Genomic DNA, 20,334 nt, shown 5'->3' on the forward strand with positions numbered 1-20,334 from the left:
TGAAATGGATACATCTTTTACTCTATCGATTGCAATCTTGATCTTACTTATTATCCTGTTTCTTCGCCATACCACAGCTGCCGGAAACTTTCGCTTGAAGCCAGCAGCTGTTCTGCCGTGCCTTCAGCCTCAATCTCTCCGCCATTCAACACGATGATATGGTCCGCATGGTGAAGTGCTGCTTTTCGATGTGATACGACAAGGCAAGTCGCCCCGCCGCGCTCGCTGAACAGCCGCTCCCATAACTTACGCTCGGTCTCAACATCCAATGCGCTGGATAAATCGTCAAATACATACAGCTCCGCGTCCCGTACCAGCATCCTTGCGGCCGCTGTCCGCTGAGCTTGACCGCCGGACAGCTTGACTCCTCGTGGTCCTACCATCGTCTCCAGGCCATGCTGTAGATGCTTGATATCTTCTTCCATTACAGCCGCATGTAGTGCGCGGTCCAGACTGCCCGGCTCCTCGATTATACCTAACAGTATGTTGTTACGCAGTTTATCACTGTACAGCCTGGGGATCTGCGCAGTATACGCACTCTGTGGAGGTATAAAGAAATCAGCGGGTTCTGTTATCCTCTCACCGTTCCACCGGATCTCGCCCTTTTCAGCTGGCAGTAAGCCCAGCAGGGTGCGAACCAGCGTCGTTTTACCGCTGCCGATCATCCCTGTAACGACAGTAAAAGTACCACGCTTCAGTGTCAGATTAATATTCGAAATACCGCGTCCGGTTTCGGGATATTGATACGACAGCCCTTGCGCTTCAAGCAGTGAAAGAGGTGGCGCCTCGATATAAGCCGTTTCCACGCCGTCTTCGGCTGCGGAAATGGCGGAAGGATTGTATCCTCCATTCGTTAACAAATCTTTCTGAGCCCTATGATGAGGATTAGCACCCTTCTCTGTATTCTGTTTACTCTTAACCTTTCCGATACCGATATAATTGGCTGCCGTAAGCAGTGAAGCCGGTGCCCCTTGCAGCATGGATTGGATCCGCCGAAAGCTGACGCCCATCTGCTTGTAATAGGTCATGAAGTTGCCTACGTTCGATATGAGCTGCGTGACAAAAGTTAAATAATATACAAAGAGCGACAAGTCCCCAACCGTAAAATCGCCATTTCGCATCTTAAGACTCGCAAGCACGAGGATCAATCCTGTGCCGAGATTGACGGAGTTGGTGAATACGGAAGATAAAGTTTCCGTTAACAGCTTATCCTTCACCATGGATTGGCGCCGTTTCTCACTAAGGCTTACAAACCGTTCCACTACGCGTTTCTCAGCCCCTGCGACTTGAATGGCTTGCACGTTGGCAAACATTTCGCTAATCGCACCGGTTACCTTTGCCGTCGATTCCCGGCTTGCTGCCCTGTATTTCTGAATGCGAGCTGTCGCAATCTGGGCCGCAGTGACCACCAGTATCAAAGGAACGAACACGAGAATCGTCAGCTGCAGATCAATGGATATAAGAATCCAGCTGGCAACGATAACGAATCCGACCAGTCCTAAAGTATCCACCGACCAGCTTGTCGCTTCTTCGGCCTGATCGACGTCATCCCGAAAATTGCTGATGGCTTCACCTGGGGAGCAAGGTATCGCCCGAGCTCCAGGCTCCTTCATGACATGGGACAGCATATTGCGGCGAAGCAAGGTGCTGATCCGGAAGCGAAAATGCACGTCTGTCATGAAACCGCCGAAGATCAGCGCAATCCGGGCTAAAGCAGCGCCAATGAGCAGCACGGCAATCGCCCAAACGCCGTAGGGAAAAGCATATGTACCTTCCAGATGGTCAAAGAAAGCCTTGGTTAACAGTCCGGGGATCAGTGGTGCCATATGGATAAGGGACCATGCCAGCAGGTTGATCAGATACAAGCCCGGCCGGTACAGAATCAACCGACAGAAAAAATGTCTTGTTTTCATGCCAGCACCTCCTCCATTCCAACGGCCAGCATGCGGCTAAACCGTGATTGCGGGTCTGAGGCAAGCTCTTCCCGGCGACCACTTTCGAGCATGCGACCATTCTCCAGAATAAGAATCCGGTCGGCACGTTGAACCGTAGCCAAGCGGTGGGCAATGATAATACACGTCTTCTCCTGCAGCAGACGCGTAATGGCTGCTTCAATCCGGTATTCCGTTAACGGGTCGAGGCGGGATGATGCTTCATCAAGGATGACGAGACCCGGATCCGTCAGAAAGACACGGGCAAATGCCAACAGTTGGGCCTCACCAGCCGACAGGCTCCCCCCGCCTGAGGCCAGGTTCGTATCGAGCCCTTCCTGAAGCGAAGCATACCAGTCCCCAAGCCCAAGCTCCTCGAGCACGGATATGATTCGGCTATCCGCGATACCTTCATCAAACAAGGTCAGATTATCACGAACAGTCCCTTCCAAAATCTCAATATTCTGCGTAACCATGGCGACCTTGCGCCTCAGTTCATGAAGCTTGAAGGCCCGGATATCCGTTCCTGCAAGCGTGACGCTACCCTCTTGAGGATCATAGAAACGCAGCAGCAAGCGGGCGATCGTCGTTTTGCCGCTGCCTGTACGCCCGAGCAGCCCTAGAGTCTGGCCTGGCTCGAGCCGCAGCTGCAGATTTTCGAGCGTAACCTGCCCATCTTCATATGAGAAGTTTAGGTTGCGGAATTCCACCGACAACGCACCTGATGGAAGCGGAGCTCCAGGTCCGTCTTTGATCTGGGGCTCGGTTGCCAGCAATTCCCGGACCCGCATCAAGCTGGCATCTGCCTTTTGTAAGTCCTCTAATTGGGTACGGATCTTCTCAATCGGCTTGGCTAACAGCTCGGTATAATAAAATACTAAATAGATGGAGCCGATCGTCAAACCGCCATGTCCATTCTTCCACAGTATGGCGCAGACGATAAATGCGGCCGCATTGCCCAGCGCAAACACCAATATTGTTGTGCTCCACATAAGGAAAAATCCGATGAATGCACGAACTCGAACCGGCAGCATGCGTCTGGCCATCTCGTAGAATCGATTCATGACATATCCAGCCGCCCCGTTGGCACGCGTATCTTCAGTGCCTTCGAGGTGCTCGCCAATGAATCCATAGAAATCCGCATTCAGCTCACGCCAACGCTTCCAAACCGGTATCGCAAATCGACGGATATGCTGAATGACGTAGATGCTGCCGATAACAAACACCGTCATGACAAAACCAATCCAGAAGTTCTCCCGATATAGAAGAGTCAGGATTCCGATCATAAGGAGCAGATTGCCGAATAGATGAATAATAAAGCTGGAGAAGAAATTCGCAAGCGCATTCACATCGCCATCGACCCGTTCGATTAAAGAGCCGGACGTGTGGGCTTTGTGAAAGCTCATATCCAGCGAGAGGCAGTGCTCCGCTAATTCAGCCCGAAGCTTGTTGGTTGTCGTCCAGCCCAGATTCTCGCTGTAGTAAGCAGCCGCAATGGAAACGCCTTGTTGGAGTAAAGAAAATACGATAAAAAAACCTGCCGCATAATAAAGGGATGTCAAATTTCCCTCTCCTTGAGCTGTATCGATAAAATACCGAATGATCTGCGGATTAATCAGTTGCAGCCCGATTGAAAATAACAGCAGCACCGTTAGCGCTGCCAGCAGTTTCTTATGCGGGAATACGTATCGGAATAGCATCTCACGGTACATGCCAATCCCCGTGGTCCTTCGCTTGCTGTTTAATGTGTGATCGCTTTGCATTCGTCTGTAATCCCCCCGCTTCAGGTTAACCCTCTTGATAATAATAAGCTTCCTGGGAGGATATGACAAGAACATGGGTTCCTGTTTTTAAAATAATTTACAGCCGATTGATTAGCGACACATCTGCCAGCAAAATCGCTCTGATTAAGAACTCTTTTGAGCCCACGCTAAAAAGACCAGCCCCCTGAGCATGGGACTGGTCTTCAAAACCGTTTACGTATAGAGAATCAACATCTTATGTCTCTACCACTAATTTTAAGAATTGATTAATCATTTCGGGGGTGATTTCCTGGTTCTCGGGCATTTTGACTGCCGAGCTCTTATTAACGGATTGGATGGCCACATTGGATCTAGCTGCACTTGAAGCGATACCGGATCTGGCTTGTCCATCATGCACATTGTCATGGTTAGCTAACATCATCATCAGAAAAGCACTTCCAAGTCCTAACGACCACATACTCATTTTGTTTTTCTTGTTCATCTGCGTTGCTCCTTCCATCACTTGTAGTGACATACTTAGTATAAGGTCCAAACCTTAACGAGAGATGAAGGCAACCTAAAATCCAAGTTAAGTAAAGTGAGGATATGATTATTACCTCTTATTTTCCATAATTCCTTTTATACACCATATCTACATTGAACAGATTCGAATTATTTGTTTACATAATATGAATTATGTTTGAAATCAACTGCGCGACGAGCCGCGAAACTTTCTTTAATGAATAATGCCTCCCAGTATCCCCGTCAGAACCATGAGTAGGATCGGGTTCATCTTCCATTTTCTCAATACAAACAAAGATCCCGTAAATACACCTACAGCAATCCAATCCACTTTAGAAGCCATGCTTATTGCTGAAGTCCCAAGAAACGTCATTAGTAATATGGTTGCAGCAGCCGAAATAATAAGCCCCAGTGAAGCCGACTTCAGGCCATTCAAAGCTTCAAACACATAGATAGATTTATTGAATTTTTGAAAAAAGCTATACAACAAAATAGAAATGCCGACACCTGAAATCACGCAGCCGATAGTTGCAATCATTGCGCCCGGTATCCCCGCGACCTGTAAGCCAACAAATGTGGAGGTGTTTACTGCTAATGGGCCGGGTGTCATTTGCGAGATGGTAATGATATCGGTAAAAACCCTTTGCGATACCCATGCGTATTTTTGAACTGCCAGTTCCTGAATGTATGGGATGATTGCGTACCCACCCCCGATACTGAACGAACCGATCTGAAAAAAGACCCATAACAGTTTCAATAGTTCCCCCATTATTTCTGCCGCCTTTCATCAAGCCGCACTCGCACAATGCATAAAAAACAACACGAGATGAGGATAATGGCTACATTGACTTCAAAGATAAAATTCGCCAAAAATGCTGCCGGAATCATCAGAGTAAGAAATAGAGAACGTTCTTTGATCATCATACTGCACATATCCACAACGAAATCAACGATAAGGGCTGCAACGCCTGCCTGCATTCCTCTCAATACTGCGGAGATTAACGGATCCGCCGCAAACGCAACATAGAACGTGGAGATGAATCCCAATATGACGAGGGATGGAATGACAGCAGCAATACAACTGATTACAGCGCCCGTCATCCCCGCTACCCGAAACCCTGCAAGAGTTGACAAGTTGATTGCGATTGCTCCTGGTGAGGACTGTGCAATAGCAGCCATATTGACGAGTTCATCTTCGTTGAGTAGTTTTTTCCTGGATACAAAATACTTCCGAATCATCGGAACAACAACATACCCACCGCCAAATGTAAATGTGCTGATAAACAAATTTATGCCCAGAAGCCAGATATATAGTTTGGTTCTTTGGCTAATCATCTGATCGCCTCCTTGTCACCCTGTTATTATGGAGGTTGATGATTGATTAGTAAAATGATATTATTTTGCAATAACGATTAGTTTTATTCATGGGAGGGGGAGCATCAATGATGACTCTTCGGCATTTTGAAATATTTCGGGCAGTAGCAGAAACGGGAAACTTCACAAGGGCTGCGGAAAGGTTATATATCACGCAATCGGCAGTTTCTCATGCCATACGTGAACTGGAAGAAAAGGCAGAAACAGCATTGTTTGACCGACTTTCAAAAAGCGTTCAGCTTACAAAAAGCGGCCGGCTTTTGCTGGAGGAAGTTACACCGATTCTATCTTCGTGCGAAGCATTAGATGCACGGATCAGCTGTTTGGAAAAACAAGCTCCCCTGCACATCGTTTCCAGCATTACCATTGCAGCGTTCTGGTTACCAAAAATCTTGAAAGCCTTTCAAAAAGATTGGCCTGATATACTGATCCATGTCGATGTGGTCAGCGCAGCGAATGCCATTGAAATATTGCGGAACGGCAAAGCTGACATCGCTTTGATTGAAGGTGCGGCTCCCCAAGGGCCTTTTACATGCATCCCTTTTGCTTCCTATCCGTTATATGTTGTGTGCGCTCCTGACTATCTCATCACGCACAAGGAGTTGACTCTGCAACAATTTTGCTCTGAAAAACTATTGTTGCGTGAAAAGGGAAGTGCGATCCGCGATACTTTAGACAGCGTTCTTTATTTGTCCGGACATACCGCACAACCTGCCTGGACAAGCGTAAATTCCCTAGCATTGATCGAAGCTGCCAAGGCTGGATTCGGCATCACGATTTTGCCTGATGTTCTTGTAAGTGAGCAGCTATTGCAGGGGGAATTGATTTCACTGTCTGTTCAAGACCTCTTGTTGAGAAATGAATTGCTTGCCGTTCACCATAGAGATAAATATCTGACAACTCCGTTAAGGGCCCTTCTTTTGCACATAGAATCTACGATGTCATGAAGCCTCCTCCTTATCTTACTAGCCCCCCCTTCGCGCACGTCAAAATCGGCAACAACCACCTTCATCTCTTACATAACCTTAAGATGAGGTGGTTGTCACAAGAAATCCATATTAAGTTAAGGCTACGCTTTATTCTCAACGGTCAATGTAGATTTCTCTTCGGTAACCAACTGTTGTTTGCCTGGCCAGAAAGCCCACTTGCCCAGGAGCGTTGTGATCGCGGGTACCAGGAAGGGTCTTACAATGAACGTATCCAGCATAACACCGATGGCCGTTATGATCCCAAACTGTACCAATACTTGAATCGGAAGCGTGGCCAGTACGGCGAAGGTCCCTGCCAGGATTAAACCGGCTGAGGTGATCACCGAACTCGTCTCGCCCACGCCTTCTTTAATCGCCTGCTTCAGGGGCATCTGCTTCCGTTTTTGCCATATGCTCGAAATCATGAATATGTTGTAGTCTTCGCCCAGCGCGACCAGGAATACAAACGAATACAGCGGTATGGCTCCTTGGATGGCTTCTGCCCCCAGACCGTAATGAATGATAATCCAGCCAAGCCCCAAGGCGGAGAAATAAGACAAGATGACCGTGGCAATCAGATAGACGGTTGCCACAACCGATCTCAGATATACCAATAGCAACAGCGTAATCAAACCGATGACGACGGGAATGATCAGTTTGGCATCATGTTCTCCCGCGATCTCCGTGTCATACTGGGTAGCCGTTTGACCGCTGATCCACACGGCTTCCGCCGGATTCTCGACTCCTGCCTTCGCAAGTGAAACCTCCGCGATCTCCCTGAGATCCGGAATATGCTGCATCGCTTCCATAGAGTAAGGATTCATGGATAGCTCGATTTCATAACCGATAATATCGTTATTCTCCGCCCCATTCTGCGGTTCGGATACACGATCCACATAATCCAGAGTCTTCAGGCGTTCTTCAAGATCTAAAGCTTGCCCCGCGCCATCCACCATCAGCCGAACCGGCGCAAGCTCTCCTTCGGAGAACTGTTCGCCGATGACGGTGAATCCTTCGCGGGAAGGAACATCCTCAGGGAATGAGGATAGGAGATCGTAGGTGAATTTGATTTGGGATGAGAAGGTCGCAAGTCCACCCAGCAATACTAAAGCTACCAAGACGACGGTCCATGGCTTCGTAGTCACCATACGGCCGATCCGGCTTTCCTTCTCTTTGTGCGGTGCAGGAACCGGCTTTCCTTTTTTCTTGGCGCGCTCCGCTTGCATCTCCGGCGTTCTCGGAATGAAGGGATAAAAGGAACCTCTCCCGAAAATAGCCAACAATGCCGGCACCAATGTCAGACTGGCTATGAACATGATCAGAATTGACAAGCTGAAAGGCACCGCAAATCGTTGGTATGCCCCGTACTGAGCCAGAAGCAGCGCAAACAGAGACAAAACAACCGTGAAGCCGCTCATCGCAATGGCGCCGGATGAACTCGTAATCGCCTGGAACAAGGCTTTGCGCTTATCGGGTTCATGCCACAACAGCTGGCGGAATCTCGAAATCAGGAACAAGCAATAATCCGTACCGGCTCCAAAGAGCAGCACGGTCATAATGGCAATGGATTGGGAATCCACCGTGATCCAGCCTTGATCCGCCATAAACCCGAGAATCGGGCTCGTTACCATATAGGCAAAACCGACCGCTACCAGCGGAATGAGGGCAAGAATCGGTGAACGGTAAATCAGCAGCAGCAATATCAGCACCAGAAGCACGGTTGCAATCATGAGCGACACGTCGGCATCCTCAAACAATCCCGTTGCATCAATAGAGATTCCAACCGGACCTGTTACGCGAGCACTGATTCCGTCTCCGCTCTGGATGGCCGTCTGAAACGGATTACCGCCCAGCAATTGTTCCGATCGCTTCTCAAGCTCTGCCGTTCCTTCCTTGAGCTGGTCCGTCTCCCGGTCTTCTTCGAAGAATACAGGCATCACCAGCGTGCTCTGATCCTCTGACAACTGGGCGCTCAAAGCCTGCGGAGGCAGCTGATGGAAAGGAACAACGAAGGTTTGATACGGGAGCGGATCGGATTCCAGGCTCTCCGTTAACTCCTGCAGCTTGGTTAAATCCCCTTCGTTCAATCCATTGGCTTTATGCCACACGATGAGAGCCGGTACTCCCCCGTTGCTAGGAAATTCCTTATCGGCAATGGCTTCCGCTATGACGGATGGAACGTCCTCCTTCAGGTTGGCTGCATTGTTATCCTCTTTATCTGCAACAGCCGGCCATAGCAAATTCAACGCCAGTGCGATGAGTACCCATACACAGAGCGTGACCCATTTGCTTCGCTTCCCTGCAACCCATTTTCCGTAATTCGGTCCTGATCCGTGCATTTGTAGATCCTCTCCATTCCGTGATGTTCTTTATCATGATCTTGTTTCTTTCTTAGTAAGACTGAAAATAAATCGCGCAAATTAATTATATATACCGGTAGGTTAATTTTCAATATTCATTTTGAAAAAACGACCTGCATGTCTTACACTATACACAGGAGGTCATCATGACAAAAATACGCAACCCCCGAAATCCCGGGCGTCCCAAAGCAGCTGCCGATCAGGCTCCTATCCAGGAAACCATCCTCTGGACCGCCTCCAAGTTATTCATGGAAAATGGCTACGAGCCCGTATCCTTGCAGCAGATCGCGAAGGCTTGCCAAGTGACCAAGGCTTCCATCTACTATCATTTCACAAGTAAACCCGAGCTGTTTAAAATAGCGGTAACCACGATTCTAGATAAAGCATATGCTTCTACTCGTCAGTTTCTGGAGGAGGCCGATACCCTAGAGTCTGGATTGATCCGGGTAGCCGAAGCGAAGATTGCCAAGCCTCATGCCGAGATGGAGACCATGATGCGGGAAGCACAGCCTTTTTTATCCCAGGAGCAGATGGCCGCTATCCGTGAGGCGGAACAGCGCATTCATGAAGTCATCGCCGATCGGTTTAATCAAGCCATGCGTTCTGGTGAACTTCGGGAAGGCAATCCTTTGCTCATGGCGCAGGCTTTTTCGGCGATGCTGATGCTGGGCAATCGTGAAGATACCCGAAGCGGTTATGCCAGCCCTCGTGATATGGCTGTTGAGATCGTAGATCTATTCTTGCACGGAGCAGTGAAACTTCCGAAGTAACACTCTGCTCCATAACTGCATGCTTCAAACATGAATCAAGAGATTTAGTTCACGAATCATGAGCATCGATCATATCAACGCAAAAGAACGGAGATCAAGGAGGATCTCCGTTCTTTTTGCTTATGTTTTTGATTTGTTTTAGATTTCATTCCAGAAAGCAACGTCTTCAAGCGGCAATCTTACCGTTGGCCGACCTGGAGCGGCTGCTTTGCCGATGGCAATCAACATGACGCTGCGGTAATGGGAAGGAATATTGAACTCTTCCACGAACTGAACTTTGTTATATCCGCCCATCGGTACGGTATCATACCCTCTGGCACGTGCACTCAGCATCAGCTGCATGGAGATCAATCCGGCATCCACATCCACGATGCTTTCTTTTACGGATTGATCCATATTCGCATAAAGATTTTCGGCCGTATAGATAAAGCGCTGCTTGATCTCTTCGGTCATATACCCCGCTTCTTCAGACATGGAATATATCTTCTCGCCCTTCTCATACCACTTCATATCTCCCAGCACAGCAATGACGGCTGAGGCTTGAAGTACCTGCTCCTGATTATTGGCAATGGGATGCAGCTTCTTCAAGAGCTCAGCATCATCGATCACAAGAAAGCGCCATGGCTGCAGGTTGCTTGAAGAAGGTGCCAGTGTAGCGTCCATCAGGATCGCTTCCATCTCTTCTCTTGGAATCTTTACCGACGGGTCGTATTGACGAACCGAGTGGCGCTCCTGAATCACGGTTTGAAAATCGGGTTTTGTTATGGTAGACATGGTTTATCCCTCCAACATTATATTGTGCATTTTTTTGCACAGTTTAGATCGCAAGTTAACTGTGTTATTTAATGCACAGTATATAGCAGACTGAAATTCTTTGTCAACAACATTTTGAAAGGTTCACTGAGCGATGTCCGCAATCGTGCGCGATTCCAGTATTTTCAAGGTACTGTCCTCAATCTCGGATAAAATGCCAACAAAGGATTCCTTGATTTCCTCAGCAAAACAATGACCGGAAGCTGCGTCCAGCATACTGTCGCTGATTGAGCTGTGGACCTGGAGAATCGAGTACACTTCAGCCAAAGTAATATCGCAGGCGTTCTTCTTCAGCCGGTAACCACCATCTCTTCCTTCACGCGATTCAATCATATCGGCTTGCGCGAGTGTTTTCAGTACGCGTCGAATCAACGTCGATTCCGAATGCAGATACGAGGCGATATCGCCGCTTGAGCATTTGCCGGCGTGACGTTCAAGCGTCACAAGCGCCTGCACGGCGAGACTGAAGGTTTTATAGGTGGACGGGCAGGCCATTGTCGATTTCTTGGAGGCCACTTCTTTATTTACGCTCATGTTCCTACCCCCTTTTTAAGAATGAGATTGCCTTTAAACCTTTAATAGGTGTTCTGCAGCAGAAGCAGATGTTCCCATCTTAGCTTTTCATTATTGTATCGTAAACCTGACACTCCATCAAGCACAACAAGGACCATCATCTAATGGCCCTCGTCTTCAACCAGTGCTTGGGACTCATACAAATTCGCCTCTCGGTAATTCACATCCATTCTCAGATGGCTCGCAAGTGCCCGGTCAATATCGCCATGTTCGAACATGCTTTGAATCTCGTTACGCTCTGACTGAATGGCTTTAAGTTCCAGTTCCCTGCGTTCACTGCTAAGCTTCTGCTTTCTACGGCTCCATACACGATCATTCTGAAGAAAATGCTCCATTGCACGATAGTCTGCAATAACCGCTTGCAGGACTTCCTGCCTCTGCGCCGGCTTCACCGTTTGGATCTCATGGATTGCTGCACGAATGGCCTCCAGCTTCAATGCCTTATACATCTCCCAATCTGGGTGATCCGGACACATGGGCATTTCTTTGGACTCGTTTTTTTTCAACAAGCGCTTTAAATTCCGCCATAAATTCTTCGTGAGCAGCCTGAACTTATATCGGCTGGTCAGCAGCATCTCAACTTTGTTCAGCGAGGACAGGAATTGCTCCGCGACCCTTGCAGAAGCTTTATGTTCCTTAAGCCATGTTTCTGTAACGGTCCGTTCCGCAGTAAGTCCGATTTTTCTAACGGTGATCGTGGCTTCCCAGAACTCTCGCATGTCGCTCTTATCCGTTATTTGAGATTGCTGAAGCCGCTTGGTATACGCATAAATAAGCTGAACCGCCTCCTCCCTGTTTTCATCCGTCATTTCTTCCCGCACGGTACGTATTCCCGCTTGCAGCATATGAAGCCGTGCTTCTTTCTCACGATCAATCACCGCGGCCGTATTCACAGGTTTCTCACGTGTCAGCAGGGGAAGCAGCACGCTCGCAATGACCAGAGTTAACAGGATGACACCCGCGCAGATGAATAACATTAAGCTTCGCTCTGGAAATGGACGATGGTCCGCAAGGGTGAGCGGGATGGAGAAAGCCGCAGCCAGCGTTAATGCCCCCCGTACGCCCGACAGTGCAGTCAGCAGGGAAGACTTGAATTGGCGGTTCGTTGAAGCCCATACCCATATGAAACGCAGCAATATCAGAACAGCCGTTATTAGTAATATATAACCGAGGACTTGTCCATTATTATAGGCAGGATCACTCCATATTTGATTGACGACCCCCGGGATTTCATGCCCGAGCAGAATGAACACCAGCCCGTTTAACGTGAACAGGATTACAGACCAGGTGCTGTCCGATACAACTCTAAGTTTAATGGATGCTGATCGCATACGATCCCTCTCCACGGCGTGGGTGACACCCGCCGCAACGACAGCCAGAATCCCGGACAGATGAAATTCCTCGGCTATAAGGTAGATGATGAATGGCGTCAGAATGATGATCAGCATATGAAGCGTGACGTCCTCCATACCGAGCCGGCGCAGCAGCATTCTGAACCAGATCACAAGAAACCCTAGAAGCGCCCCGACAACGATGCCTCCAATTGCAATGACAAAAAAACTGCCGATGGCTTTCGTTAAAGAAAAATAACCCGTCACTGTAGCTGCAATCGCAAAATTAAACGCAACGAGACCGGACGCATCATTCATAAGCGCTTCGCCTTCAAGTAAATGCATGATTTTCCCCGGCAGCTTCACTCTGCCTGACAGGGAGCCCACCGCAACCGCATCGGTAGGCGAGAGTATCGCAGCCAACGCAAAGGCAGCTGATAACGGTATGGTCGGAATAAACCAATGAATGAAAGGTCCCGCGATCAGAACGGTTGCAAATACGAGACCTAGCGCCAACAGCAGAATATTGGACCTGAGCTTCCACAACTCGCTCCGTGGGGTCAGCTTCCCATCATTAAACAAGAGCGGTGCGATAAACAGGACCATGAACAATTCCGGATTCAGTGGCACGTGATGGAACCCGCGGATATAGGCGGCCCCGATCCCAAGCGCAATTTGAATCAACGGGACAGGAATGAATGGCAGAAATCGATTGATGATGTTGGAAATACCGATAAGAACCAGAAAAATAAGTACCATAAGAAATATTTCCACAGTGCATCTGCTCCTTCCTCGAGAAGAATAACTTATGTAACATGGGCATGTCTGTCAATAGACTGATTTAGGTTGTGTAGAATAGTAAAGGTTTATTTATGAGCTGGAAAAGTTTCAACCTTCATGCCGCCACAAAAAAACAAGGCTTCCTAAAGGAGATGTCCTTTAGAAAACCCTAGTGCTTGCAAATGCTTATTAATAGGCAGTCCAGCCTGCATCGGCTGTAACAACAGTACCGTTTACAAAGCTGGCTTCATCTGAAGCCAGGAACAATACCACTTTTGCGATCTCTTCCGGTTCCCCTGCCCGTGGGTTCAGGTTGATACCAGCCATAGCTCTTTCCATACCAAACGAATTCGGCGCGTTTAGAGTGGTGCCGATATTCGTGCTGACGCCGCCTGGAGCAACCGCATTACACCGGATTCCCTGCGTTGCATATTGAAAACCGACATTTTTGGTTAATCCGACAACAGCATGCTTAGCGGCCGTATACGCTGCACCTGCTCTGGACCCCATAAGCCCTCCAGCAGAAGCAATGTTGACAATGACCCCGCTCTTTTTCTCCAGGAAGATTGGCAATGATTTACGAATAGTTCTCATCGGTCCTGTTGTATTGATGGCAAATACGCGATCCCACAACTCATCCGTTAGATCCGCAGCCGGTACGAAGTTGTCCATAATGCCGGCATTGTTGATCAAAATATCAAGCGTTCCATATGCATTAACAGTAGCATCAACCAACTGCTGCACATCTTCTTCCTTGGCCACATTCGCTACCAGTGCCAGGGCCGTGCCGCCTTTTGCTGTAATTTCGTCAACAACGGCTTGCGCCGCATCAAGACGCAGGTCAGACACGACAACTTTTGCGCCTTCGGCAGCAAACAGTTCCGCTGTCGCTTTTCCCATACCGGAAGCAGCACCTGTAACAATCGCAACTTTACCAGATAATCTCACGTTCCATACCCCCATAATAGGTTGTGATATCATTTTGGAAATCAGGGACAACAAATCAACAACTGTACAGTACACGACATATGTCAATTCTAGTATAATCGTAGTATGATTTAGGTCACAATGATTAAATAACGTGGAATTGTACGATACCGAACAAAAAGCGTAAATTTGTTTAGATTTTAACTATTAAATTCGTTATATTTTTAACCGAAAGGACTCGAATCTATGCAATCGAGCAATAAAATGACCAATCGTCGCATCGTCCGCAGCAAAGAAGCTTTAAAGCAAGCGCTTCTATCCCTCCTCTCGCAGAAGAGCTTCTCCAGCATTTCCATTACGGAAATCGTAGAGTTAGCCAATTACAATCGAGGAACCTTCTATACCCACTACGACAACAAAGAGGCTCTTCTGGATGATATCCTGACTCCTTTAATGGAGGAGCTGATCGCATCCTTCAGGGCTCCTTACGGGGAAGTCGACGTGTTTCATATCGATGAGCTGCCTGCCAATGCGGTAAAAATATTTGATTATATTCACCAAAATGCAGACGTATATACGGCCTTATTCAAAAGCGATGTTCTACCCCTTGTCCGGGATAAAATGTTCTCGGCATTAAAACAAATCGCCATGGAGGACTTGGACTACCCCAGGGGAGAACTCAACCATGAACTACTCATCATCTACAACATGCACGCCTTACTCGGCCTGGTATTCCACTGGATCGAGAACAATTTCCAATACCCCGTCCCTTATATGAGAGATCAACTGGTTCTCATGATCAACTGGAGGCCGAGAAGCGTAAGAACACAGATTAAGCGCACGGACCTTACTTGAAATCAATGAGGGATAACGTAGAAAAACCATCAACCCGTTCAAAACGCAAATTGAACGGGTTGATGGTTTTGGTTGCTGAATTAACGGTTTTTCTTATAAAGCCCCCTGCCGCCGATCCGGTCCAGATCGTGAACCAGTCTTACTCCCGCGGATATTCTTATTCTTGTTCCAGAGGAGTGGAGAGAACCGTCATGGTCGTTGTATGTCCATACTCGCTGCAATCATAGATGAAGGCTTCGAGAGACTTCATGGAAGCAGTTTCGATTTTCATAAGAAAATTGTATTGTCCGCTGACTTGATAAATCTGGGTGACCTCCTGCGACTGTTTGGCGAATGCCGTCAGCCGGTCACAACCTGGAGAACAGAGTCCGATTGATCCAAGAAGTTCTGGGGGCCATCCGAACCGAAGTAGGGATCAATTACCCGGTGCAATTGCGGGTTTCTGCATCCGACTTTGCCGATGGCGGCCTGACACCAGCAGAGGTTGCACTCGCCTTGACGTACCTGGAATCCGAACTGGATGCCGTGCACGTATCTTCGGGCGGTCTCGTTCCTGCTGCACCTTTAGCCACACCGGAGGGCTACCAAACACCTTATGCTGCAGTGATCAAACAATATGTAAAAATACCGGTGATCGCGGTCGGCAATATCCGCACCCAATCGTTCGCCAATTTCATTCTAGCAGATGAGATAGCAGATATGATAGCCATCGGCCGCCCATTGCTGGAGGATGCCAATTTCGGTGAAAAAATGCTGTCCTTAGCCTAATACTCCAACTCAAGGTTTATTTGTCCACTTCAATAAGAAAACCAAAAGCCGCATCCACAAAGGTAGGTAGGTTTGAACCACCCTCGGATACGGCCTTTTCTTTAATACCGATCAATTTCATCTATAATCTAGAAAATAACGTCGAGTGTACTTTCGACGATTCGATCGGCCAGCTCGCGATTCATCGTAGCGGAGTTCATCACCCGCAGTCCATAGTAGCTGCTTAAGAATAAGCTAGCCAGCTGCTTCGCAGAGCGTTCAGCCGGAATTTCCCCCGATTGTATCGCCTCTTCCATCACGCTGATCAAGTCTTCCTCAAGATCATAAATATATTGCCCGAATATCCGTTCAACCATCGGGTCCCGCCCAGCCCGTTCCATACTGATATTAACCGCCATGCAGCCGCGGTGGTTCGGGTCCGAAAAATCCATACCGATTGCCCATTCAAACAAGGCGCGCAGCCTATCCTTAACCGGGATGGACCGGCCCAGAATCTCTCTGGATATCTCCAGGCCTTCATCATTGTAACGTTGAAGCACCTGCTCGAATAACTCATTCTTGCTGCCGAACGCATTGTACAGGCTCCCTTTACCCAGCCCTGTCTTCTCGCAGAGCTCTTGCGTGGAACTCGCTTCATAACCCTTGGACCAGAATACGTCCGTGGCAGCATCAATGACAGCTTCCTTCTTGAACTCACGCGGTCTTCCGTTCGTGGTCATTCCCTCATCCCTTTTGAACATGATCTTTGTTACCTAAAAGTATAGGGTTTATGTACCACTCAGTCAAATATTATCGGGTTCCCCCGAAAAGATTCGTCGAACGGTTTCATACGCCAGCTTCGGACGACGATATTCATCTACAATACCTTTGCTGTTCCGCGTGCATGAACGATTCAGCAGCCATCCAAGCCCTTCCGTCACTCGGCAATCGCTAAATTGCCATATAAACATCCCGGATATGTATTCGCGCTCCATGTATGCCTTCAGATTGCTCGCGATAATATCGGCCTGCCGTTCCTCAGAGCCTTTCTCCCGATTCGGACTGCGGAATCCGTAAAACCCGTCCCCTGAGGTTTATCGCTAACGCATGCGGATTTCATGATGAATTTCATTTCAGTAAAGCATTTCACAAGTACAAAGGTATGGCACCCGCGGAGTTCCGCAAAACCTCAAAAGATGCGGATCATTCAGCCCTGTAACGGTTGCTAATTGGTGTCTCGGCGTGTACTTTCGAATCTAAGAAAACCTTATGTAATCGAAATAAAATTCTAAACCAAAAACGGACTTTAGAGACGTTATTTAGCAGATAGCAGCAATTCGACTGCCAATGCCCATGATAACGACTCTGTTGTCCGTTTTAACTAGAAAATGATTCTTTTTTGTAACCTATTGTCTCCAGAAGATTTTTTATCCCGGTGGCGGGGCCGTGGATCGGCGGATGATCAACTCCGGGGGGAGCACAATGCGCTGTACAGGTTCCCCCTGGCTGGCCAGATTCCTGACCACAAGGTCCACCGCCAGGCGGCCCATCTGTTCCATCGGCTGGGCAATAACAGTGAGCGGCGGATCTGTTACTCGGGCCAGGATCGTATCGTCAAAGCTGACGACCGAACAGTCCTCAGGAACGCGCAGCCCGAGTTCGCGAATCGCCTGTAGTGCGCCGATCGCCAGCATGTCGTTGCAGCAAAACAGCGCAGTAGGCGGTTCCTCCAGCTCCAACATAACTTTGGCTCGTCTGAATCCGTCCTCGATCTTATGGTCACAGGCCGCAATATAGTCGGGGGAAAGCCCTAAACCGAACGAGGCGGCAGCTTCGACAAAACCCCTTACCCGCTCATTGCTGCTCGTCACCCGTTCATGCTCGGCAAGTACGGCCAGCCTGCGGTGACCGAGACGAAGCAGATGCTCAGCAGCGAGACGGCCCCCTTCCAAGTCATGAACCCGAACGCTGCTGGCTCCAAGTGCCGGATTGTCCCGGGCTATAAGCGCTATAGCCAGCGAATGCTCCTGAAACGGCTTGAGCAGCTCACCATGGGATACGCCCGTACCGATAATAACGCCATCCACCTGCTTTTGCCTCAGCAGGCTGACATAGCGTTTTACCTTCTCTTCCTGGTTGTCCGTGCTGCAGATGATCACGCTGTATCCAAGCTGATGCCCGTGATCCTCGACCGAGCGTGCAATCTCGGCAAAAAAGGGGTTGGAGATGTCGGGGACGAGCAATCCCAGGGTATAGGTTCTTTTGCCGGCGAGGGCTGAGGCAATCGCGTTCGGCCGATAATTCAGGCGCTGCATGATATCCAGAATCTCCTCACGACGTTCGCGACTGATCTTGCCCTTGCCGTTCATGACATGAGAGACGGTAGCAATGGAAACGCCGGCTTCGCGCGCAATGTCATAAATAGTCGCTCTTATCATCCCTTGTGCTCCATTTGTTTAATTTTGGCATTTCAATTTATTATGGGCTTTCATCTCGTTTAACGCAAGGCCGTTTTGTCGTTAATACTGCCTGCAGACATGCACACCTAGGATCCTGGTCCATAGCACGTTCCCTGACTTAGCTTGCTTTATCTCATAAGCCAATCATGATCCGGATCATTGCGGAATTTCCATATTCGCTTCGGCCCCGCCATGACGTTCAGGTAGTACACATCATACCCGGGAGGCGCGGATACCGGATGATAGCCCTCGGGCACCATTACGGCCTCGCCGTCTTTGACCGCCATCGTTTCGTCCAGCGAACGGTCATCGGTATAGACCCGCTGAACGGCAAAACCGCACTCCGGCTGAACCCGGTAGTAGTAGGTTTCCTCCAGCAGCGATTCCTCCGGCAGCTCATCGCGATCATGCTTGTGCGGTGGGTAGCTGGACCAGTTGCCCCCATCCGTAAACACCTCGACCACCAATAGGCTATCCGCGGGCTTTTGCTCCGGCAAAATATTATGCACCAGACGCGACATGCTCCCGCTCCCGCGGTTCTCCACGCCGACATCTTCCGGCGCGATGAGACGGGCCGGGTGAGTACCTTTCCCCGGGGCAAGACACACGGCCAGCTCCATTTCGGTTAATGCCGTGACCTCGAACTGTTTCTGTGATGGCACATAAACCGTATAGGGAGGCGTCTTTTCAAACACGCTCATGCGCTTGCCAATGTTGTCCCAGCTCTCTCCCCCTGCCTTCACGTCGGCTCGCCCGGTTAACAGAACAAGAGCCGCTTCTTGATCTCCCGTGGCTCGGTTCAGCGTCTGTCCTTCCCTTAAACGGAAAACTTCAAAGCCCACATAAACCCAGCCTACACTTTGCGGCGTAATGGATAGCACGCGCCCGTCCAGGTCCGGCTTCGTAATGGGTACAATTAAGTTCGGCATGGTGTTCCTCCTCTTTTATGGATCTGGTCTGTTAATGATGTAGTTTCAATAGATACGTTCTCCCGTTTGAGCAAGATATTCCAGCGCTTTGGCAACAGCTTCTCATATACCGATTTCAAGCAGATACTTAGCGAATACAAACGGTTATTTCTTCTTGTTCAGCCAGCTTAGGCATCTCCCTACATCATGCTGCCAATTACAGCCTCTCCAGATTTAGCCTGCCGAAATGCCGGTGGTGAGCTCGGCCAGCTTTACCGGGCGGCCCTGCTGCAGCGAACGCTTGGCCGCCAGGGCGATCAGCTCTGCTTGAAGGGCGTCATGGCCGCTGACCGGCACCGGGGTGCCGTTCTGCAAGCTTTCGATAAATTGCCGCGTCTCGTTCATGTACGCTTCCTTGTACCGCTCCAGAAAGAAATACAGCGGTTTGTCGCGGGTGACGCCGTCCGGACCGCTGATAACAGCGGTGCTTGGATAGTCGTTGTCGACGGAGACGCTTCCGCCGGAGCCGAACACCTCGATCCGCTGATCATAACCATAGACGGCCTTGCGGCTGTTGTCGATGACGCCGAGCGCTCCGCTTTCAAACCGCAGCGTTGTCAGGGCGGTGTCGATGTCGCCCAGCTCTCCGATGGCAGGGTCCACCAGTACCGCTCCCTGGGCGTACACTTCGATCACCTCGCTGCCCGATAGAAAACGGGCGATGTCGAAATCATGAATGGCCATATCCATAAACAGCCCGCCGGACACTTTAATGTAATCCGGATGGGGCGGGCTAGGATCGCGCGAGGTAATCTTAATCAGATGCGTTTCCCCGATTCTTCCCTCTGACACAATCTCCTGAACCCTGCTGAAGTTATGGTCAAACCGGCGGTTGAAGCCGATCTGCAGACTTACGCCGGCCGCTTCCACGGCCGCCAGCACCTCGCGGGTCTGATCCACGCTCATGCTGACCGGTTTCTCGCAGAAAATATGCTTGCCTTTCGCCGCAGCCTGCTTGATCAGCGGGACATGCGTATCGGTCGAGGAGCAGATCAACATGGCATCGATATCCGGATGCTCCATGATATCGTTACTATTAGTCGTAACCATAGGAATGCCGCGTTCCGCGGCCCAGGCCCTCAGCTCGTCGCCGGCGAACAAATCGCTGATGGCCGCAATTTTCGCACCAGGCGTGCGCAGCAGATGAGCCGCATGGATTTTGCCGATTCGTCCAACACCGATAATGCCGATATTAATAGTTTTCATATGAACGT

The 20,334-nt window shown here is 49.3% G+C and carries 20 protein-coding genes; 5 read left to right on the forward strand and 15 right to left on the reverse strand.

All coding sequences use genetic code 11. The features are described from left to right. Positions 1-50: 50 nt before the first annotated feature. The 5 genes from AB4124_RS26925 to AB4124_RS26945 form a co-directional block, all read right to left on the reverse strand. Positions 51-1,913 (reverse strand): ABC transporter ATP-binding protein, encoded by a 1,863-nt coding sequence (locus AB4124_RS26925; RefSeq protein WP_441974733.1) that lies wholly within the window; start codon positions 1,911-1,913, stop codon positions 51-53. Beyond that, positions 1,910-3,694 (reverse strand): ABC transporter ATP-binding protein, encoded by a 1,785-nt coding sequence (locus tag AB4124_RS26930; RefSeq protein WP_441974734.1) that lies wholly within the window; start codon positions 3,692-3,694, stop codon positions 1,910-1,912. Before AB4124_RS26930 ends, AB4124_RS26925 begins: the two co-directional genes overlap by 4 nt. Before the next feature lie 235 nt (positions 3,695-3,929). Continuing rightward, the gene (locus AB4124_RS26935; RefSeq protein ID WP_441974735.1) at positions 3,930-4,175 is read right to left on the reverse strand and encodes a hypothetical protein; all 246 of its coding nucleotides are present in this window, start codon (positions 4,173-4,175) and stop codon (positions 3,930-3,932) included. A gap of 234 nt (positions 4,176-4,409) precedes the next feature. Beyond that, positions 4,410-4,964: a chromate transporter gene (locus tag AB4124_RS26940; protein WP_441974736.1), complete on the reverse strand. Its 555-nt coding sequence runs from the start codon at positions 4,962-4,964 to the stop codon at positions 4,410-4,412. Next, on the reverse strand, positions 4,964-5,530 hold the full coding sequence (locus AB4124_RS26945) for a chromate transporter (RefSeq protein ID WP_441974737.1): 567 nt from the start codon (positions 5,528-5,530) through the stop codon (positions 4,964-4,966). Before AB4124_RS26945 ends, AB4124_RS26940 begins: the two co-directional genes overlap by 1 nt. Positions 5,531-5,637: 107 nt before the next feature. Here AB4124_RS26945 and AB4124_RS26950 point away from each other — a divergent pair, with 107 nt between their 5' ends. Next, complete coding sequence (locus AB4124_RS26950; protein ID WP_441974738.1) at positions 5,638-6,516, forward strand: LysR family transcriptional regulator; 879 nt, start codon at positions 5,638-5,640, stop codon at positions 6,514-6,516. Positions 6,517-6,638: 122 nt separating this feature from the next. Here the strand turns inward: AB4124_RS26950 and AB4124_RS26955 are convergent, their stop codons facing one another. Continuing rightward, complete coding sequence (locus AB4124_RS26955; RefSeq protein WP_441974739.1) at positions 6,639-8,876, reverse strand: MMPL family transporter; 2,238 nt, start codon at positions 8,874-8,876, stop codon at positions 6,639-6,641. A 167-nt stretch (positions 8,877-9,043) separates the two neighbouring features. On the opposite strand from AB4124_RS26955, the gene AB4124_RS26960 reads away from it, so the two are divergent. Further along, the gene (locus AB4124_RS26960; RefSeq protein WP_430104551.1) at positions 9,044-9,667 is read left to right on the forward strand and encodes a TetR/AcrR family transcriptional regulator; all 624 of its coding nucleotides are present in this window, start codon (positions 9,044-9,046) and stop codon (positions 9,665-9,667) included. Positions 9,668-9,805: 138 nt separating this feature from the next. Here AB4124_RS26960 and AB4124_RS26965 read toward each other — a convergent pair whose 3' ends face one another. The 4 genes from AB4124_RS26965 to AB4124_RS26980 form a co-directional block, all read right to left on the reverse strand. Further along, on the reverse strand, positions 9,806-10,441 hold the full coding sequence (locus AB4124_RS26965; RefSeq protein ID WP_430104552.1) for a nitroreductase family protein: 636 nt from the start codon (positions 10,439-10,441) through the stop codon (positions 9,806-9,808). Between the two features lie 123 nt (positions 10,442-10,564). Further along, positions 10,565-11,014, reverse strand: a complete 450-nt coding sequence (locus AB4124_RS26970) for an RrF2 family transcriptional regulator (protein ID WP_441974740.1) — start codon at positions 11,012-11,014, stop codon at positions 10,565-10,567. A gap of 140 nt (positions 11,015-11,154) precedes the next feature. Continuing rightward, positions 11,155-13,158, reverse strand: a complete 2,004-nt coding sequence (locus tag AB4124_RS26975; protein ID WP_441974741.1) for a Na+/H+ antiporter — start codon at positions 13,156-13,158, stop codon at positions 11,155-11,157. 195 nt (positions 13,159-13,353) lie between these two features. Continuing rightward, positions 13,354-14,112: an SDR family oxidoreductase gene (locus tag AB4124_RS26980; RefSeq protein WP_441974742.1), complete on the reverse strand. Its 759-nt coding sequence runs from the start codon at positions 14,110-14,112 to the stop codon at positions 13,354-13,356. Positions 14,113-14,337: 225 nt separating this feature from the next. On the opposite strand from AB4124_RS26980, the gene AB4124_RS26985 reads away from it, so the two are divergent. Then, on the forward strand, positions 14,338-14,946 hold the full coding sequence (locus AB4124_RS26985) for a TetR/AcrR family transcriptional regulator (protein WP_441974743.1): 609 nt from the start codon (positions 14,338-14,340) through the stop codon (positions 14,944-14,946). Between the two features lie 157 nt (positions 14,947-15,103). Here the strand turns inward: AB4124_RS26985 and AB4124_RS26990 are convergent, their stop codons facing one another. Continuing rightward, on the reverse strand, positions 15,104-15,319 hold the full coding sequence (locus AB4124_RS26990) for an Lrp/AsnC ligand binding domain-containing protein (RefSeq protein WP_441974760.1): 216 nt from the start codon (positions 15,317-15,319) through the stop codon (positions 15,104-15,106). Between AB4124_RS26990 and AB4124_RS26995 the strand changes: the two genes are divergently transcribed. Then, entirely contained in the window at positions 15,280-15,714 is a 435-nt protein-coding gene (locus AB4124_RS26995; protein WP_441974744.1) for an oxidoreductase, read from the forward strand. The two genes, AB4124_RS26990 and AB4124_RS26995, sit on opposite strands and share 40 nt — an antisense overlap. Before the next feature lie 128 nt (positions 15,715-15,842). On the opposite strand, the gene AB4124_RS27000 is transcribed toward AB4124_RS26995, so the two are convergent. After that, positions 15,843-16,454, reverse strand: a complete 612-nt coding sequence (locus tag AB4124_RS27000) for a TetR/AcrR family transcriptional regulator (protein WP_441974745.1) — start codon at positions 16,452-16,454, stop codon at positions 15,843-15,845. A 335-nt stretch (positions 16,455-16,789) separates the two neighbouring features. Here AB4124_RS27000 and AB4124_RS27005 point away from each other — a divergent pair, with 335 nt between their 5' ends. Further along, positions 16,790-16,912 carry an AraC family transcriptional regulator gene (locus AB4124_RS27005; RefSeq protein WP_441974761.1) on the forward strand — a complete coding sequence of 41 codons (123 nt, stop codon included), beginning with the start codon at positions 16,790-16,792 and terminating at the stop codon, positions 16,910-16,912. Between the two features lie 208 nt (positions 16,913-17,120). Here AB4124_RS27005 and AB4124_RS27010 read toward each other — a convergent pair whose 3' ends face one another. The 3 genes from AB4124_RS27010 to iolG all read right to left on the reverse strand — a co-directional run bounded on the left by AB4124_RS27010 (position 17,121) and on the right by iolG (position 20,326). Further along, on the reverse strand, positions 17,121-18,131 hold the full coding sequence (locus AB4124_RS27010) for a LacI family DNA-binding transcriptional regulator (RefSeq protein ID WP_441974746.1): 1,011 nt from the start codon (positions 18,129-18,131) through the stop codon (positions 17,121-17,123). Between the two features lie 149 nt (positions 18,132-18,280). Continuing rightward, a complete protein-coding gene (iolB, locus tag AB4124_RS27015; RefSeq protein WP_441974747.1) occupies positions 18,281-19,081 on the reverse strand; it encodes a 5-deoxy-glucuronate isomerase in 801 nt (266 codons plus the stop codon). Between the two features lie 213 nt (positions 19,082-19,294). Then, positions 19,295-20,326 (reverse strand): inositol 2-dehydrogenase, encoded by a 1,032-nt coding sequence (gene iolG, locus AB4124_RS27020; protein WP_441974748.1) that lies wholly within the window; start codon positions 20,324-20,326, stop codon positions 19,295-19,297. Positions 20,327-20,334 lie beyond the last annotated feature (8 nt).

It is taken from the genome of Paenibacillus sp. 2KB_20 (assembly GCF_052115765.1).
Taxonomy (GTDB): Bacteria; Bacillota; Bacilli; order Paenibacillales; family Paenibacillaceae; genus Paenibacillus_AQ.